The sequence below is a fragment of the Agrobacterium sp. GD03872 genome, from assembly GCF_029840625.1.
Taxonomy (GTDB): Bacteria; Pseudomonadota; Alphaproteobacteria; order Rhizobiales; family Rhizobiaceae; genus Agrobacterium; species Agrobacterium fabrum_A.
On sequence record NZ_JAOCCY010000014.1, the window covers coordinates 42,384 to 57,730 of the forward strand.

Annotated in this window: 15 protein-coding genes; 4 read left to right on the forward strand and 11 right to left on the reverse strand. The window is 57.9% G+C overall.

Features of this window, described 5'->3' with window-relative positions; genetic code table 11:
- Positions 1-11: 11 nt before the first annotated feature.
- From N5D22_RS21875 to N5D22_RS21925, 11 genes are all read right to left on the reverse strand, one after another.
- Entirely contained in the window at positions 12-1,085 is a 1,074-nt protein-coding gene (locus tag N5D22_RS21875) for a type IV secretion system protein (RefSeq protein ID WP_036588777.1), read from the reverse strand.
- The gene (locus N5D22_RS21880) at positions 1,085-1,303 is read right to left on the reverse strand and encodes a hypothetical protein (RefSeq protein WP_036588724.1); all 219 of its coding nucleotides are present in this window, start codon (positions 1,301-1,303) and stop codon (positions 1,085-1,087) included. The genes N5D22_RS21875 and N5D22_RS21880 overlap by 1 nt, the downstream gene beginning before the upstream one ends.
- Positions 1,300-2,091, reverse strand: coding sequence for a hypothetical protein (locus N5D22_RS21885; RefSeq protein ID WP_036588726.1), 792 nt, complete (start codon positions 2,089-2,091; stop codon positions 1,300-1,302). Before N5D22_RS21885 ends, N5D22_RS21880 begins: the two co-directional genes overlap by 4 nt.
- Before the next feature lie 25 nt (positions 2,092-2,116).
- On the reverse strand, positions 2,117-3,289 hold the full coding sequence (locus tag N5D22_RS21890) for a lytic transglycosylase domain-containing protein (protein ID WP_036588781.1): 1,173 nt from the start codon (positions 3,287-3,289) through the stop codon (positions 2,117-2,119).
- Positions 3,267-5,786: a VirB4 family type IV secretion/conjugal transfer ATPase gene (locus N5D22_RS21895; RefSeq protein ID WP_036588729.1), complete on the reverse strand. Its 2,520-nt coding sequence runs from the start codon at positions 5,784-5,786 to the stop codon at positions 3,267-3,269. The genes N5D22_RS21890 and N5D22_RS21895 overlap by 23 nt, the downstream gene beginning before the upstream one ends.
- Positions 5,787-5,789: 3 nt before the next feature.
- A complete protein-coding gene (locus tag N5D22_RS21900) occupies positions 5,790-6,116 on the reverse strand; it encodes a VirB3 family type IV secretion system protein (protein ID WP_036588732.1) in 327 nt (108 codons plus the stop codon).
- A 2-nt stretch (positions 6,117-6,118) separates the two neighbouring features.
- Positions 6,119-6,478 carry a TrbC/VirB2 family protein gene (locus N5D22_RS21905; RefSeq protein ID WP_051517880.1) on the reverse strand — a complete coding sequence of 120 codons (360 nt, stop codon included), beginning with the start codon at positions 6,476-6,478 and terminating at the stop codon, positions 6,119-6,121.
- Positions 6,475-7,533, reverse strand: coding sequence for a lytic transglycosylase domain-containing protein (locus N5D22_RS21910; protein WP_051517881.1), 1,059 nt, complete (start codon positions 7,531-7,533; stop codon positions 6,475-6,477). Before N5D22_RS21910 ends, N5D22_RS21905 begins: the two co-directional genes overlap by 4 nt.
- A gap of 216 nt (positions 7,534-7,749) precedes the next feature.
- Positions 7,750-8,211: a hypothetical protein gene (locus N5D22_RS21915; protein ID WP_125269948.1), complete on the reverse strand. Its 462-nt coding sequence runs from the start codon at positions 8,209-8,211 to the stop codon at positions 7,750-7,752.
- 10 nt (positions 8,212-8,221) lie between these two features.
- Positions 8,222-8,953 carry a hypothetical protein gene (locus tag N5D22_RS21920; RefSeq protein WP_234797305.1) on the reverse strand — a complete coding sequence of 244 codons (732 nt, stop codon included), beginning with the start codon at positions 8,951-8,953 and terminating at the stop codon, positions 8,222-8,224.
- Positions 8,954-9,463: 510 nt separating this feature from the next.
- Positions 9,464-10,528, reverse strand: coding sequence for an XRE family transcriptional regulator (locus N5D22_RS21925; protein ID WP_062653253.1), 1,065 nt, complete (start codon positions 10,526-10,528; stop codon positions 9,464-9,466).
- A 193-nt stretch (positions 10,529-10,721) separates the two neighbouring features.
- Here N5D22_RS21925 and N5D22_RS21930 point away from each other — a divergent pair, with 193 nt between their 5' ends.
- Genes N5D22_RS21930 through N5D22_RS21945 form a run of 4 tightly spaced genes read left to right on the forward strand, consistent with a single transcriptional unit; the run spans position 10,722 to position 15,251 of the window.
- Positions 10,722-11,954 (forward strand): nucleotidyltransferase, encoded by a 1,233-nt coding sequence (locus tag N5D22_RS21930; RefSeq protein ID WP_279703370.1) that lies wholly within the window; start codon positions 10,722-10,724, stop codon positions 11,952-11,954.
- Positions 11,951-13,660, forward strand: a complete 1,710-nt coding sequence (locus N5D22_RS21935) for a ThiF family adenylyltransferase (protein WP_062653229.1) — start codon at positions 11,951-11,953, stop codon at positions 13,658-13,660. Before N5D22_RS21930 ends, N5D22_RS21935 begins: the two co-directional genes overlap by 4 nt.
- Positions 13,657-14,118: a Mov34/MPN/PAD-1 family protein gene (locus N5D22_RS21940; RefSeq protein WP_107341216.1), complete on the forward strand. Its 462-nt coding sequence runs from the start codon at positions 13,657-13,659 to the stop codon at positions 14,116-14,118. The genes N5D22_RS21935 and N5D22_RS21940 overlap by 4 nt, the downstream gene beginning before the upstream one ends.
- Before the next feature lie 11 nt (positions 14,119-14,129).
- A complete protein-coding gene (locus N5D22_RS21945) occupies positions 14,130-15,251 on the forward strand; it encodes an SAVED domain-containing protein (RefSeq protein WP_072492868.1) in 1,122 nt (373 codons plus the stop codon).
- Positions 15,252-15,347: the final 96 nt, after the last annotated feature.

A 15,347-nucleotide genomic window follows, 5' to 3' on the forward strand; every position in this document is an offset into this window, starting at 1 on the left:
CATATTTCGCCTCATTCGCCGTTCCGCCGGCGCATGGTCAGCATTCGGCCGAGCGCACCAGCGCCAGCCATTCCGCCGCGGCCGGCAAGCGCTGCGGCCGTCAATGCGCCTTTTGGCCCCGCCAGCATGCCAAGGGCCACTGCGGCAGCCTGCCCGCCTCTGGACGTGCTCGAACCGAGTCGCGCGCGCGCAGCGCCATATAACGTACTGGCGCCGCCTCCGCCGGGCGTACCCGACGTCATCGTGCCGTAGGCAAATGTTCGTGCAAAATCAGGAACCTGGAAAATGAAATAGGAGATCAGCGCCAGATAGAGCACCATCGCCAGCACGATCGCCAGTGCGTTTTCCTTGGTCGCCATGTCACCACTGATCGTGTCCATCATGCCGATCAGGAAGCCGAACGACAGTCCTGCCATGACATAGGTGAAGAGCAGCATGAACATCCCGTAGGCGATGCCCCTCACCCACGCATCGAAAACGAAGCGCGTCATGCCGAAGAAATAGGAAAGGATGGCGATCGGGCCGATGGCCAGCATGACGGCGGTGATCATCTTGGCGAACAGTGTCACGCCGGTCAGGATCAGCAACATCGGCAGGAGGCCGAAAACGAGAACGATGAACACCACCACCGCACCGGTGACGTTCGGCAGCCATCCGGACTCGTAGGAATTGAAGAGCTGCATGGCAAAGTCGTAGACCTTGCGGGACATGCTGGCGACCTGGCTCGCAAGATCGGAGCCGGCGGTTTCCCCGCCCATCGCCGAGGAAATGGCAGCACCTAGATCCTGGGGGGAGGTCAGAATGAACTGGCCGATGTTGTCGTAGAAAGTCGCCCAGGACATGATCAGGGCATAGGCAAACGCAAGCTTCGAGGCTGTGATCGCCATGTCCTGAAGAGATACGCTCGAAAGACCGAGTGCCCCCCAAAGGAAATAGAGAATGAGGAACAGTGCCAGGATCGATGAGACCAGATTGCTGTTCTCGGCGAACAGCCCCCATGCTTTCTCCAGCGACGCCTCGTTGATCTTGTCGAAGTATGCGAGTGCATCGCCATAAAAATTGACGGCGTAGCTGACCGGATCCATCATCCCCCCTGGAAGGAATTGACGGGTCGCATCGGACCGCAATCACTGCTGACGATTTCCGCGAGCGCCTGTTGCGGCGCCGTCGGTTTCTGCTGTGCCTCGTAGCCAAGCGCCGGCACTGGGTTCTCGTTGGCGGCGCATTTGGCCAGCTGTTCGTACTTGCCTGCGCATCCGGACAAGATAATAAGAGCGAGGATCGGCACAGGGAGAAATCTCACTGGTTCTGTTCCTCGAATGCCCGCAACTGGTCGCGAACCGAAGCTGCGTCTGCGCCGCCTCCGCCGTCGCGCATCACGCTGTCGGGAAGCGTTGCGAAGGTCTTGAGGTTCTGCGATGAGGTCGCGAGTGCCGCCTTATACTGCTGGTTCAGCAGCATCACCTGGTTATTCAGCGAGCCGACGGCCTCGTTGGCGGTCTGGTTACCCTGGAGCACCATCTGCGTGTTCTGTTCCAACGCGCCCTTCAGATCCTGCGCCGTGCCGATCTGCTCCGTCGCCTGCATGAAGGCGTTCTGCCGGTCCTTGGTGGCGCTGTTCATTGCATCGGTAAGGGCAGTCAGCGTCGTCAGCGCGTTGATCCCTTGCGAATAGGCCTTATTGGCGCCCGACAGCTCGCCGCCCTTGACGGTATCGACGACCATTTTCACCAGATTGAGCCCATTGATGAGCTTGGCGGCCGTGTTCTGGAATTCACCGCTGATGCCGCCGAACAACGCTTCATTGCCCGACAGGATGCTGTTGAAATCAGGCGCCTGGCCCATACTGAACCCATTGCCGGTCGCAAGCTTGGCAAATTGGCTCGCATCCTGTGACCGGTCGCCGGTGATCGCCTGAAGCGTCTTGATTGTGTTGTCCTTGACGATGGACGTGTCGCCCTGGATCTGCTTCGAAAGCTCTTTGATGCTCTCGCTTATCGCGATATTGGCCGCGTCCTTGACCGGGACCTGCGCAAAGGCGTGCGACAAAGTGGTGATGCTGAGCGCCGCGGCGATAATGATTTTTCTCATCTGCCTGTCCTCTCTCTCTTTCTGTTCAATTTGCCGTTGGCGTGGCGTCAACGACCGTCACGAGCCCAAGTGCGGGATCCTCCAACACCGAGAAGGTCGCGACATCGCCACTGGCGCGTGCCTGCTCCTGAAGGTCCTCGAGCCAACGCTGAATCTGATCTGTGGTGGCGGTCGTTGGCACCGCAAAGCATCGGGTGCTGCCGGTATCGATGATTGTCGAGGGGCACTGGACTTCAGCCATGACGGGGGAACCATCGTGGTCCCTGGCGTTGCCGCCTCCCGAGCCGCGCAAGGCCGCAGACGAAGACTGAAGCCCAGCCTGCAGACGCTGCAAATATTGCTGGTTTGCCGCTAGCGATTTTCCGAGCAGCTCGTTCCAGACTGAACCGCGTTCGACCTGCGCCTCAGTATTGCGGTCGACCGCCTTTTTCAGCTGCTCCCCGCATCCGCGCGCATCACTGACGGTTTCCGTTTCGACATCGTCGCCCGACGGGGTCCGGTCACCGTTCTCGGCCTTGTTCCGGCTGTAATAGGCTGAGACCTTTTTGACGTAATCCTGGGTTTCGGGAATATTGGGGATGCGGCCGTTCTGCAGCGACTGGCGATAAGGCCCTGCATTGTACCCGGCGGCGATTAGGTCGTAGCGATTGCCGAACATGCCCTGCAGTTGCTTGATGTATTTGACGCCACCGCGGATGTTGTCCCGCAGATCATAAGGGTTGACGCCGAGACCCGCCGCAGTCCCCGGCATGAGTTGCATGACGCCGGTCGCGCCAACCGGCGAGCGCGCCGATTGGCGGAAGCGTGATTCCTGCTCGGCGATCGCCAGCGCAAAATTGGGATCGACCCCTTGGCGGATCGCCTCGTCGACGACCATACGGGCGACTTCCTGCTGGCTATGCGTGCGCTTCGACGGGCTGGCAGGCATGGTCTCACCGGCCATGCCCTCGGCCGAGCAATCCGCCGGCGCACCGGATCCCTGCCCGGGCGCAACGCTGTCGGTCGTTCCGCCCGACGCGCCCTTCAAGGCTCGGGTATCCGCCTGATAGGTCTTGTACCAGTTCTCCGTCGCCTGCTGGATATTGCGACGAGCATTGTCGATTACCGGGACCTGCGCGAAGCTAGCTACCGGTGTAAACATGCTGGCCAGTACCACGGCACCGACGGTCGCCAGTTCAGGAAATCTTGCGTTGGTCATCGGACGCATCCCCCTCCCAGTCGCAGAATTTCGACAGCCAGTTCTTCGGATCGTTGCCATATTCGTCGAGCAGCATCTCGACCTCGCGCACGGTCTCCTCGCGGCCGGACAGCACCTTGATGAACTCCGGCATATGGGACATATCGACACGCGCGATCACGCTGCTCTTCGCCTGTTTGATCAGCATGAAGCGGGAGGCCGGGTCGCCATTCTTGACCCAATCGAATTCAGCCCTGGAAAGGCCGAAATGCTCCATGTAGGAATTCTCGTCAGCCTTCGGATTGGCGAAGAAGATATTGGTCGACGTCTGCTCGATGATCGTCCGGCTGACGCTCGACTGCACCACGTCGTCGGCCGACTGGGTGCCGAAGATAACGAGACCGTTCCGTTTCCGGATGGTCTTGAAGTAATCCTTCATGGTGCGCTTGAATTCGTCGTCGTCGAGCAGCTTCCAGGCTTCGTCCATGAGGTTGATGATCGGCGCCTTGCCGTCATAGACCTCATCAAGCCGATGGAACATGTAGAGGAGTGCTGCCGTACGCACGGGGGGATCGTCGAGGATCGACGTCATGTCGAAGCCGATCATCGGCCGGGAGATATCGAGATTGTCGTCGGCATTGTCAAAGAGCCAGGCATAGGGGCCGTGATCGACCCACTTGTCGAGCCGCGCGATCAGGCTTCCCTCGGTCCGCTCACTGCCCGCCAGAAGGGCGCGGAGTGATGACAGGCGGCGATAGGAGCGGTCCTTCGTCTTGAGGACCGACTTGATCGCGCTGCGGATGATGGTCTCTTCCTGTGGAGTCAGGCTTTCGCCTTCCTTCGCCGGCTTCAGCATGAAGCTTAAGAGACGATAGAGGAAAACGCGGTTCTCCTCGGTATCGTCGAGGAGCAGTGGGTTCCAACCGGAAGGCTCGCCGGGTTCGAGCGTCATATAGGTTCCGCCGGCCGCCCGCACCATGATGTCGAGACCGCGGTCCTTGTCGAAGACGATCGTTTTCAGCCGTGGGCTGACACGGTAGGCCTGAAGGATCAGGAAGGCCATGATGACGGTCTTGCCTGAGCCGGTCGGTCCGAACACCGTCGTGTGCCCGACATCGCCCTGGTGAAAGTTGAAGAAGAACGGCGTCCCTGACGTCGTCTCGAATATGGTGATCGCCGGACCCCAATGATTGCCGTCCGGCTTGCCATAGGGATAGGCGTGGAAGCTGCTCAGGCCCGCGCAATTGAGCGTCGAGATCACGGCGCGACGGGCAATATAGGCCTGATTGCCAGGAAGTTGCGCCCAATAGGCCGGCTCAGCGTTCAGATCCTCGCGGACATAGGAGGCACCCAACGCACCAAGTTCGTTGCCAATCAGGGCGACGCCATCGTCGAGTTGGGCCGCCGATCTCGCCACCGGCATGACGGTGAGATGATGCTCGGCGAAGGCAACGCGTTTCCTCGCCAGTTCATCGCGCGCAATATCGAGACTGGCTTGAACGCTGGAACCACCCTCGTCTGCCTTCGACAGCTGCCTGTCGAGGCGTTCGATCCTGCTTCTCGCGGCCATGTCGTCAATGAAAGACATGGATTGGGTGAGCACCATCTCAAATGGGAGTTTAAGGATATAGTCGAGCATCCCGGCGCCGGTCTCGGGCGGATATTCCTTCAAGGAAACCATCGCGGCATAGCGGTCATCGCCAGGCGTATCTCCCTGAAGATGAATGGTCCGGTTGCCGATCGATGTGCGACGCGCAGGCAGCATCGCGTCTATGGGAAGGTTGCCGAGGCGGATCGGTCGGACACGCCCGCCATTCAGCAGCGTGTAGAAGAACTCGCATTGTTCCGAAAACCAGATTTTTTGGGCCCCCTCCTCGACCTCCATGCTTTCGGAAAAGTCGCGATGGATCGTCTTGCCGTTGCCCAGGTCCACCTGGACACGCTGCATGTCGCGCAGAACTTTGGGACCATAGGCGGCGAGCGATTTTTCGAGCGCTTTCGTCGCCTCGACCAGTTTGTCTCGCATCGAGCGAAACTGCTCCTTGCGAACGATATCGCCGCCAATGCCCATGATGCGGGAAAGCGCGGATCCTTGTTTGAACAGTGGTCGCACGACGAGCGAGATGTAGGTGTCGTTCACGAACATCTCATTCCTCGAGATGCTTGCCTGATAGACATCATCGAGACGCTGGATGAAGGGGTCGGTGAATGTTGCCGGCAAGGACGGTGCTACCTTGCGCCTGACAACATGGGTATAGAGCGCAAAATTGCCGATCGAGGAAATGGCGCGGAAAGCCGAATTTCGCTGCCGCTGCAGCATGTTGATCGTCTCGATGTCGGCCGTTTCAAACGAGAATCCTGTGAGGCGCAGGGTCGACACCAGGCAATCGCTCTTCAGCCGGATAATGCCGTTTTCGATCGGAACGTAGAAGGGAACGTGGGTCGAGATACCGCGATCGGCGAAGATCTCCCAGCCCTTCGATAAACTTCCCTTCAGCGATCTAGCCATCGTGATCATCGGTCAGGCTCCGTAGGTCCGGATACCCCCGCCGAGTTTGCGGCCGAGGGGATTGACGCCGCACATGCTGAGGCGGCCGAGGATGTCGAAGAACCAGAGATCGAGTTTGACCGTCAGCACATAAAGAATGCCGTGCAGGATGACGAAGGAAACGGGAAACCACAGGATGGAGCCGAGCACCATGAATACCATCAGCGAGACGAAGCATTCCGCCAGGAAGTAGGTGTATGGGATCCCCATCACGGTCGGCGGTCGCGTGAGGGCAAGGATGACGGGATAGGATTCGATATAGTCGTCCCCGCCTGAATTCTTGTTGCCGGAGTTCGACATGATTACGATCCCGCCCCAGCTAAGAAATCTACAAGCTCAGCGGCAGCGAACATGCCGGCGAGGCTTCCACCAACCCGCAGAAGCGCGCCCCAGGACCAGAAGCCAAATGCCGCTGCAAGGAACATTCCGATGAACGCGATCGCCCCGACGGAGCGGCCGAATGCGCCAGTGAAGAACTGTACCAGTCTGTCGGCAGCATTCTCCAGGGCATCGAGGCTCTGCGCTGCCGCCGGCTCGTATTGACTGACGAACAGCACCGAGGCGGCAAGCAGCACCATCGCGGCATGGCCGGCCCACTTGCGCTTGACCAGGGAGCGGCAGGTGACGCTGCCAACAAGAATTGCCATGACCACTATGTTCATTGAAGTACCTCTTCCTTGACTATTTTGACCGGACCGCCGAGTTGCGCCGCGTTCAACGGCTGTGGGAGGCGGCTGTCGGACGCGAGCGGGCTTGCAGCTGAGAAAACAAGCATCGGGGACCTTGCCCGGTCGGCCGGGCCTGATCGGCGGTGCTTATTGGATTGAGAGTCAGGTGTCGGAGCACGTGTAGGGGGCTGGGAGCTTGCCGGCTTGCCGGTGTAGTAGCCGACAACACGCGTCACATAGTCCGCGGTTTCGCGGATCAGCGGCAGGGATTGATGCGCATCAACGCGGGGTTCTCCGGCATTGTATGCGGAGGCGATCAGCACAGGGTTGCTATACTTGTCGATGAGCACCCGCAGGAAACGCGTGCCTGCACGAATGTTCGGTCCGGGATCGGTGAGGTCATGGACGCCAAAGGCCTCGCCGATGTCAGGCATGACCTGCATCAGACCGATGGCGCCGGCCGGACTGACAAATGCGGGATTGAACTGCGCGTTTTCCGCGCGCATGATCGAGAGTACCCAGTTCGGATCGACCTCCTCCTCAACCGCAATTTCCACCGCAAGGGCCGCGTAATCTTCAGGTACGCCGGAAAGCAGGTCGGGACGGGCTTGCGTCCTTGTGCGATCGGAAGGCGTTTGGGGTTCGATGGCCGGATTGGCAGACGGATGAACGGCGTTTGCGTCAGACGAGAAGACACTGATGGGAGAGAGCACGGCGCGGTCGCGCCGTGCTCTCATGCTGCCGGCCGCTTCTCCCGGTAGCTTTGGCGTACTGTCGTCAAGTTCAGTCGCTGGATCTGCAACAAATGACAGATTTGCGGGAACTGCGTTGGTATTGGCCTCTCCCCAAAAACGCTCATTGAAACTGGTGAGGTCGATGCTTGGCGGTGGTTGTGGGTCAGCGTCAACGGCGAGTGCTGACAGCGCACCGGGCTCACTTGAGATTCCGCCCGCGAACCGGAAGGACCAATCGGCATGGTCATGGTTCTCGCCGATCTTGAACGGGTCGCTCTCGGCGGACGTTGCGGCAAGACATGTCGCCAGGAGCACAGACGTTACCGCAGGCCAGACTGCTATTTGTAACACTCTGGGTCGCGGTCTCATCACAGAAGAAAGCGGGCTGTCATCCATTCCGAACCAGTCCATAACTTGTACTTCAATACAAGTTATGGACTGCAATCCGCGCCGGAAATCAACTGAAAAATATAACTGGAGTACAAGTTTTATCCCGAAGGTCGATATCGTCTTGAAAAATATTCCACAAAATCAATCGTGTAAGCGCGACCAACGATCCGGCTTCCATCGATACTCGATCTGGTCTCGATCGCCCAGGATGCGCGCCAAACGAACAGCGGTTCCACCCTTGACCAGCACCGAACCGGCATCGGCACCTGACTGCCCGTGAGAGATTCGGCATGTGAAATTGGGTAGTTCCCGTTGAACTCTCGAAACCGGCCAGCAGGCAGTGATCTGATAGCGAGAACCATCGAGGTTCGTCGCGAGGTCACGTGAGACCTGCTGTACCGGGCCGAGACGATGGCGCCCGAACTGTGTACCGTAGTCAAGTTGGCACTCGACGATATTGCTGGGATAGTGCCGGCAAGCGGTCAAACTAAGATAGGCATACGGTGCTGGCGGCAGCGGGCGTGAAGACTGGGCGTGCTGCCCGCATGCGGCCAATGGAATTGTTATGGCCAACGGCCAAAACAGCGTTTTGATGATTCGCACGGCGTAGCTCCTAAATCTGCTGCTGATATCCGGCATGTTCGAGGGCTTCGAGAAAGAGGTCCCGGGCAAGACCACAATAGGGCGACGAAGGCTGCGCCAGGTGCAGTTGGGTTAACACCAACCCGAGCGTTCCAATGGTGGCTGTCACCTCCATGAGATCATCATTGAGGCCATCGCGAAGCAATTCGTGGCCCTCTTGGCCTTTGACCACAAACGCATAGTCGTTTCGCGCAACACTGTGCCAAAGTTCAAGCGTGCCGGTTTCGCCGCTCTGGGTTTCGGTGTCGCAGATGAGCATCATCGCGTAGTCTGGAAGACGAAGGTCGCATTCCTCGATCGAGGTTCCACCACTAAACTCCGTGAGCGACACCGCAGATGAGAACAGTAGCAAACGTTCGTTGACCAGAAGCCGCCGTTGTCCGAGGCGCACAAAGCCGTTCATGACGCCCGAACGAATAACTTTTGGCGCGAGACTTTCCTCGCAGTGCTCGCAGACCTGCACCAACTGATCGTTCCTGAAAGAAAACGTGTTGTGGAAACGACCGAGAAGGAAGCGCTCGATATTGTCGGTGCGACCGCCGAGCGACTCGACGAATGCGAACGCACCAAACCGCGTCCAGGCTTGCTTGACATCACTCTCAGCCGATAGCCCTGCGATGCTTACCAGGCTGGATGGACCGGCCACGATTCCCGCGGTCCGCGTCTCCACACCGCAATGCGGGCAATCAATGCTGACTGGCACCCTGTACCATTCCTTCGTCAGAAGCGATCGGTGGCTTGTCAGTGGGAAACCCGCCTTGCTATTTTACTGGAAGAACTCGCAGAGATCAGTGCATAGCCGACGCTCGTCGCCTTGCTGCAAGAAAGAAATGTCATCGAACATGCTGAGAATACAGCGACAAAACTTGCACTTCAATACAAGTTTGTAGCAGTCATAATCGAAACGCTCAAGATGGGGAAGTCAGGTTTGGTGGTGGAACCGGCCCAAAGCAATCCGGTCGTGTTCCACTGAGATTCGCGGGTGTTGCGCCGACCGCCTTGGGGCTGGAGAATTACCGTTCGGACACATCCTCGACAGTTGCGCTTTCCGGCTAACGAGGCTCGCCCGACGGAGTTCGCCGGACGTCAATGTCTCGACCTTAAGCCCAAGCTGTACAGCAAATTCAAACGGCAGCAGAAACATTCCTTCCAGAACACTGGGTCGTTTCAGGTCGAACAGAACTAACGCATCGGAAACCAAAACGGACACCGTTCAAGCCGCCACCTGGTCCAGCCTCCGGTCGAGTTCGCGAACGGAAATACCAAGCAGTTCAGCAGCCCGCGTTTCGCCGATAACGCCCTCAGCTAGGGCGCGGAAGCACAGGCGCTCGAAGCGCCTGGGCTCTTCTACTTCAGGAGCCAAGCTTTCCGGCTCCTCATAGGGCGCATCGCGCCATCCTCTTTCTGAAAAGATCTTGAAGAGTCGTGTGCAAGCAGCCTGACTGATGATGCCGAGATCCTGACAACGGTATGCAAGCGCCTGGACGCTCACACCGAAACGTTTCTTCAAAGCAACCAGCTCTCCAATGCTGATCGACGATCGATGCGCGCCAACCTCTGCACGCAAAACATCGGCCGGCATCAGGAAAGCGCCAGCGAAGCGATGTGCGGCTTTTTCCTCGTCAACCCCGTCGCACGGCGCAATGACCATGTGCCCCAATTCATGTGCAAGGTTAAATCTTTTGCGCTCGGACCAGGTGCTGCGCTTGACGACAATCACTCGCGCAGCTTCGCGCTCCTTACGTCGAACCTTGGCGGCGAGCCCATCCACACTGTCGAGATCGAGTGATAAAACCTTTATTCCTCGTTCTTCAAGCAACTCTGCAAGCTGTGGAATCGGATCGTTGCCGAGACCCCAATCGTCGCGGACGGATCGGGCCGCATCCTCGGCATCGCGAACATCGGTGACTGGATGCGGCGCGCTCCGTGGCTGCTCCCACTCTACGCTCCGCAAATGAAGCAGGTCTTCAACGGCAAGATAGCGCTCTAGCATGTGGATGGCACGCGCCTCCAGCGTTGCTACTTCCTTGGAGGACGTTCCTACTTTTTTTCGGAAATCTACACCCTCCAGCGAAAGCTCATCGTCACTGAGAAGGTATTCTTCCGAGACGGCGAGGGCCTTGGCCAACGCCATCAGAATTCCAGAACTTGGCATGTCCTCGTTTCGTTCATATTTTCCAATGGCTTGCGCCGAAACGATCCGCTCCATGGCATCCGCAAGAGCGCGCAACGAGAATCCCGATGCCGATCGGGCAACCTTAAGCTTGTTTCCGATCATGATGGCCTCCTTGTAACTGTCAGTTTCCATAACGCTGGGCATAACTCACATCTGTAAACCAAGTTCCCTTGCAGGTTGAAGAATGCACTCCCATATCCGGAGCGCTGCGGCGTTTGGCCCACCTTTGTAAACCGGACAATAGGGCGCCGCGACTGCTGCCGCTATGGCGAGTTGCAGGCGGACAAGACGACAAATGGAGCTGGATATGGCGGGTACGGACGATCAGGTTGAGAGATTTCTTCAGGCGATGGCGGAGGAACTGGCCATTCCGGAATCCCGGTATGAGCAGGCGGAAAGAAGCTATAGGTCTCTCGGCGACTGGTTTCATCGGCCTGAAAGCACGGTTCGCAATTTTGATCCGACCGTTTACGTGCAGGGATCGTTTCGACTCGGAACCGCAATCCGGCCGATAAACGATTCCGAGGAGTATGACGTCGACTCGGTTTGCGAGCTCAAGAAGCTTGCGAAAGGTGACCTTACCCAGTTCGACCTGAAACAGCTTCTTGGTTTCGAAATCAAAGCCTATCATGATGCCAAAGGCATGACGAAGCCTGTGGAAGAGGGTAGACGCTGCTGGGTGCTTTCCTATGCCGACGGTGCGCAATTCCACATGGATATCGTGCCTGCCCTTCCTAACGGGATGGAACAGCGACTTCTCCTGGAGCGTGCCCATTTCGACGTACGTTGGGCAGATACTGCCATCGCCATCACCGACCGGGAAGTCCCGACCTACAGGCAGAAGACGTATGATTGGCCGCGCTCCAATCCTAAGGGGTACGGGGAATGGTTCAAGTCACGAATGGCCGTGGTCCTCGCGCGGCGGAAGCGGGAGCTGGTGGAATCGTTGCGCCAGCGAGGCGTGACGGCGAGCGTCGAGCAACTACCGGACTTCCGCGTACGCACACCGCTGCAAGCCGCGGTGATGATTTTGAAGCGGCATCGCGACAATATGTTCGCTCACGAGGCCGACTTGAAACCTATTTCCGTCATCATCACGACCCTGTCTGGCCACGCGTACGGTCAGGAGGACACCATTGCCGGCGCTCTCTTCTCCATCCTCAACGCAATGGATCGATATATCCAGCATGACGGGTCCAAATTCATCATTCCAAACCCGACCGACCCTTTCGAAAATTTTGCTGACAAGTGGGAAAAGAACCCGCGCAAGGCCGAGGCCTTCTTTCGATGGCTCAACCAAGCACGGGAAGACTTCGGTCGGGCTGCCCGTGCCGCGACGTTGCAGGGTATGAACGAGGCGGTGTCGGCCCGTATGGGCGCAGCATTGTCGGATCGTGCCACGCGCCGCATCGGCGGCGGCAGCGGGCTCCTGAGGGCGGCGTCGGTGGCTCCCATCGCGCCGGTCGCAGCGATTCCGTCTTTTGGAAATGCCGCTCGGGTTCCCACTACGCCGAAGGGATTTGCATGAGCTGGTGGCTTACCGACGTTGCCCGTGCGAAAGCCGAGCGAACTGCGATCGCGCAATTGTCTGAGCGCGATGGCTGGTTGTCGGGTATCTCCTGGCGGCTGGGAGATGATCTTCATCTGATCGTGGATTTCGACGTGCAACATGGCGCAGAGACGTTTGGTCTCTCCATGACATATCCGTCCACCTTTCCCGACACACCACCAATGGTGCAGCCCCGCGATGAACGGCGCCTTTCTTGGCATCAGTACGGCCCCGGCGGTGAGCTCTGCCTCGAGTTCAGGCCGGACAACTGGGCTCCTTCGATCACCGGCGCAATGATGGTTGAAAGCGCCCATCGTCTTCTGTCAGGAGAGCGGCCAGGCGAAAACGAGCCCGGTATCGTCCGCTCAGCGCATCAGGCATCAATCGGCAGGGAGACCCGTGGGGAGTTTACGCGCTTCATTCTTAACGACAGCGCCGCGACGGTTCTTGCAGCTTTGCCCGTTGATGTTCCGACAGCCATCACCGTCTGGGATCGGCTCGCCAAGCCAACCTGGGTCGCATCGCTCATGAGCGTAGGTGAAGGAGGGATTTTGTGGGCCCAGAATGCGCCGCAACCCTCGCACTCCTCGGTCGCAAATGGGTTCGTTATCCGGACAACGCGAAATGTTGACCGCTTCCGCCTAAGCCCCAAAGATTTCGCCGAAGTGATGCCGGTAGAGTTTCCAGACCTGCTGGCAAAACTTCCCAAGAACCCATTCGATGGTTTTGTGTTGCTTGGAAACGAGAACCATTGGGTCGCGCTAAATCTTTACCCCTATGAGGGCAAACAGAGTGTCTTTGGCTATAAGATAATTGTCGCCCCAAGCGTCTCCGGAAGGCTGCCTGCGGGTTACGCCAGCTTGGCCCAAAAGCGGATCGCAATCGTTGGCTGCGGTTCTGTGGGTTCAAAAATCGCAAGCACGCTCGCGCGATCTGGCGTAAGCAATTTCACGCTGGTCGATGACGATGTCTTCTTCCAGGCAAACCTTGTCAGGAATGATCTTGATGCGCAGGCAATCGGTCAACACAAGGTCGATGCGCTTGCAGCCCGCCTGCAGAATCTGGTGGCAAACGCAGACATTTCCGTTCGGCGGATTGCACTCGGTCAGCAGGAAAGTGCGGGGTCGACAGAGTCCGTTATGGAGGAGCTGGTCCAAGCCGACCTATTGGTCGACGCGACGGCAGACCCCCGTGCGTTCAACCTCGTTGCAGCCATTGCCCGTCGTCATAGCAAACCCATGGTCTGGTGTCAGGTCTTTGCGGGCGGAATCGGCGGCATCATTGCTAGGGTCCGCCCGGGGTTTGATCCGATCCCTACCGAAGCGCGCAGCCAAATCCGCGCATGGTGCGATAATCATAACGTGCCCTGGATCGCCGCAACCGAAACGGACTATGGGATCGAGCGAGATAACGCCCCACCGTTGATCGCCGATGACGCTGATGTCAGCGTGATTGCCAACCATGCGTCCAGGTTCATTCTGGATATTCTCACGCGCGAGCAAAGTGTCTTTCCTTGCTCTGCCTACGCGATCGGACTGGTGGCCGAATGGATTTTCCGTGCGCCCTTTGATACCTGGCCAATCGATCTTCGGCAGGAAGGTGACTGGGGTGGTACCCAGGAACTGGCTTCATCCGAAGAGCTCAAAGAGCTCCTTGCATCGCTGTTTCCGAAGGTGAATGCGTGATCAGGATCACACTCTCCAGGCAGATCCGTGATCGCATGAAGTTACCGTTGAGACGAGCCGGATTGCGTGAAATCGGCGGCATTCTCATGGGACAGGAGATTGCAAGCGGCCATTTCTCCGTTCTAGACTTCTCGGTGGACGAAGCGTCAGGAGCCAATGCCCACTTTGTGCGTGATGCTGATCATCACCGCCATGCGCTGGATGCGTTTTTCGACCGAACAGGTCACAATTATCAAGCATTCAACTACTTGGGCGAATGGCATTCCCATCCAAGTTTCTCGGTTCGGCCAAGCCTCACTGACGTGCGCTCCATGCAGGAACTGGTTGATGGTGAAAGAGATATCGGTTTTGCCGTGCTCCTGATTGTGAAGCTTGGGTTCTGGGGCCGTTTCAATGCATCAGCGAGCCTGCACCGGCGTGCACTCCCGCCTGAAATGATCGACCTGCGCGCAAATTGAGGGGCATCGCGATGAACTGGAATACACTAGATTTTGTTGTTCGATCTTTGGTCTCGTGGTTCGTGCGAGCCCGTCATGCTGAAAGCTGGATTTTCCGCGGAGCCGTTGCGGTCTTGGTTGCAATCCACGGGGTAAACTGGGTCTTCAAATATTCCGGTACCATCGGAGGTGAGCCCGGATCGATAGAGTTCGGGACGGCAGGTGCTGTGCCCGATAGTATTCTCTGGATCATCACGGTCGTCTGCATCACCCTTATGCTGGGATCGGCCGTGTGGGCCTGGATACGTTATGCGAAGGAGCAACAGCGTCTTGCGCGAAAAAAAGTCTTTGTCATCGAGGGGAGAGGTTTGCGCGATGATGATGGATCATCGCTCAAATCCGCCGTACCCGAAAGCATCACGGGCACGCGTATCGACTACATGCTCGATCTGCGGCAGCGCAAGGATGGTATGATCGTCGAGCCGGAAGATCTCCTTCCACCTGTTGCCGCAATGAAAACCTGGGTCCATCAGGCGCAGAAGGGCAACGAACGTAGCGACCTGACAACAGTCTATGGCGGCCTGACGGCCGTCCCATTGACCTTTTTGACCGGTCTGCTTCTGGACGACGAAGGCGATATTGTCGTCATGGATTGGGATCGGGTTGCAAGCCGTTGGCGCCTGCTTGACGGTCAAGACGATGCATCGCGTTTTGAAATTACCGGTTTGGAACAGGTCGGGGCACAGCGGGAAGTCGTTCTCGCGATCTCGGCTTCGTATATGGTGAAAACCGAGGATCTCGCAACGACGTTTAACTGCCCGATTGTCAGGATGACATTGCCTGACCTGCAATCATCTCATTGGTCTCAGGCGAGGCAGTCAGCGCTGGCCGATCAGTTCCTCGGCGTCTTGAAACAGCTCGATGCAAAAGGCGTGGAGCAAGTCCATCTGGTTCTGGCAGCCCAGAACAGTGTCGTGTTCAATCTCGCTCGTCGATATGACAAGCGAAATCTACCGAGGGTCGCTGTCTATCAGTTTGAACGTTCCCAGGAACGGCGATACCCGTGGGGAATCGAGATGCCTGTTGCCGGGGTAAATGTTGCCCATGTGATTCAGACGGATGAAGGCGCTGCGAGATTTCCGGAACGAACGTAAGGGTGAGCCTCGAGGACAGCTGGGATATGGCGAACGCCTGAGCGTATGGTGCATTTGAGAAGTGTTAGCTCATTTTCGGACCGGGCACTGATCTCA

Coding starts and splice junctions, on each gene's coding strand:
- N5D22_RS21875 (WP_036588777.1), bottom strand. CDS start 1,085: ATGGATCCGGTCAGCTACGCCGTCAATTTTTATGGCGATGCACTCGCA.
- N5D22_RS21900 (WP_036588732.1), bottom strand. CDS start 6,116: ATGTCGAACTCCGGCAACAAGAATTCAGGCGGGGACGACTATATCGAA.
- N5D22_RS21895 (WP_036588729.1), bottom strand. CDS start 5,786: ATGATCACGATGGCTAGATCGCTGAAGGGAAGTTTATCGAAGGGCTGG.
- N5D22_RS21945 (WP_072492868.1), top strand. CDS start 14,130: ATGAACTGGAATACACTAGATTTTGTTGTTCGATCTTTGGTCTCGTGG.
- N5D22_RS21935 (WP_062653229.1), top strand. CDS start 11,951: ATGAGCTGGTGGCTTACCGACGTTGCCCGTGCGAAAGCCGAGCGAACT.
- N5D22_RS21890 (WP_036588781.1), bottom strand. CDS start 3,289: ATGACCAACGCAAGATTTCCTGAACTGGCGACCGTCGGTGCCGTGGTA.
- N5D22_RS21905 (WP_051517880.1), bottom strand. CDS start 6,478: ATGAACATAGTGGTCATGGCAATTCTTGTTGGCAGCGTCACCTGCCGC.
- N5D22_RS21925 (WP_062653253.1), bottom strand. CDS start 10,528: ATGATCGGAAACAAGCTTAAGGTTGCCCGATCGGCATCGGGATTCTCG.
- N5D22_RS21930 (WP_279703370.1), top strand. CDS start 10,722: ATGGAGCTGGATATGGCGGGTACGGACGATCAGGTTGAGAGATTTCTT.
- N5D22_RS21885 (WP_036588726.1), bottom strand. CDS start 2,091: ATGAGAAAAATCATTATCGCCGCGGCGCTCAGCATCACCACTTTGTCG.